This window comes from Streptomyces sp. NPDC060194, from assembly GCF_042728285.1.
GTDB lineage: Bacteria > Actinomycetota > Actinomycetes > Streptomycetales > Streptomycetaceae > Streptomyces.
This window is the reverse complement of the sequence record NZ_JBHWZH010000297.1, coordinates 1-1,620: the sequence shown is the minus strand read 5'-3', so window position 1 is coordinate 1,620 and position 1,620 is coordinate 1. Positions and strand designations below refer to the sequence as shown.

General features: G+C 74.7%; 1 protein-coding gene. It reads right to left on the bottom strand.

Annotated elements, in window-relative coordinates:
- Nucleotides 1-40 precede the first annotated feature (40 nt).
- Nucleotides 41-1,528, bottom strand: a complete 1,488-nt coding sequence (locus tag ACFWEG_RS29020) for a DUF2637 domain-containing protein (RefSeq protein ID WP_387221100.1) — start codon at nucleotides 1,526-1,528, stop codon at nucleotides 41-43.
- Between the last annotated feature and the right edge of the window lie 92 nt (nucleotides 1,529-1,620).

Sequence of the window (1,620 nt, the reverse complement as noted above, 5' to 3'; positions counted from 1 at the left end):
CCCCAGAGGCCGCCCCTTACGCATGGGTCCGCGCGGGGTGTTACGCGTACTCCTGTGAGGCGTCGAGTTCCTCGGTGTGGCGGCCGCGGAAGGCGTGGATGTAGGGGCGGAGGGTGTTCTCCGTCAGGGGGCCGCCGGACTTGCCCTTCACGCCGTAGAGGTCCTGGAGGTAGATGCCGAACTGGCGGGCGTTCGGGTACTCGCCGCGCTCGTTGACGTACTTCCGGAAGGCGCCGTAGTAGGCCTCGTCGCGGGTGACGTCCTCCGGGAGGCCGTTGATGCGCTCGGGAACGGGGTCGGGCAGCGGCTCGGGGGCGTACTCGGGCTGGGTCGCCCGGTCGCCCAGCGCGCGGGCGCCGGGGTCGGCGGCGGGCCCGACGGGCTCCGCCGGCCCCGCGACGGGCTCCGCGGGCGTGTGGGCGTACGGCGCCGGCCCGTACGGCGAGCCGTTGGCGTACTGCGGGCCGGTCGCGGGAGCGGGGACCTGGATCACGGGGAACTGCTGGGTCTCGTACGGGGCCGCCGGGTCGGAGGGGGGCGGGACGGGGGTGCGGGTCTTGAACCAGGCGCTGTCGTGGTTCGCGGGGACCTCCTCGGGCTGCGGGTCCGCCTGCCGCTGCTGCGGGACGGCCTCGGGCGCGGGGCGCTCCTCCGGCTCGGGGTGGGCACGGGCCTGCGGCTCCGCCGGGGCCGCCGCCTCGGCGGCCTCCGGCACGCCTGCGGCGTCCGGCACACGTGCGGCCTCCGCGGCCCGTGCGGGGGCCGCCTCCAACTCCGCGGGCGCCGCCTCCGCCGCCCGGTGCACGGTCGCGGACGGCGCGGCCGGCGGCAGCACCGACGGCTCGATCCCCGCCGCCGCGAGCCCCGCCGGGGCCGTCTCCGCGAGCGGGACGCCGTACCGGGCGAGCCGCAGCGGCATCAGGGCCTCCACGGGCGCCTTGCGGCGCCAGGCGCGCCCGAAGCGGGAGCGCAGCCGCGCCTGGTAGACCAGCCGCTCCTGCTCCAGCTTGATCACCTGCTCGTAGGAGCGCAGCTCCCACAGCTTCATCCGCCGCCACAGCAGGAACGTCGGCAGCGGCGAGAGCAGCCAGCGGGTGATGCGGACGCCCTCCATGTGCTTGTCCGCGGTGATGTCCGCGATCCGGCCGATCGCGTGCCGCGCGGCCTCCACGGAGATCACGAACAGCACCGGGATCACCGCGTGCATCGCCGTGCCCAGCGGGTCCGGCCAGGCGGCCGCGCCGTTGAACGCGATCGTCGCCGCCGTCAGCAGCCACGCCGTCTGCCTCAGCAGCGGGAAGGGGATGCGGATCCAGGTCAGCAGCAGGTCCAGGGCGAGCAGGACGCAGATGCCCGCGTCGATGCCGATCGGGAAGACCAGCGAGAAGTCCCCGAACCCCTTCTTCTCCGCGAGCGTCCGCACCGCCGCGTACGAACCGGCGAACCCGATCCCGGCGATGATCACGGCACCCGTGACGACGACGCCGATCAGTATCTTGTGCGTGCGTGTCAGCTGTATCGCGGCCACCCGCGATCCCCTCCCGAACGTGAGTCTGTTGCGGGCAACAGACTGGCACACATGTGCGGCCCGCGCGGACCGGGTACGCGAGGAGCCCGGTC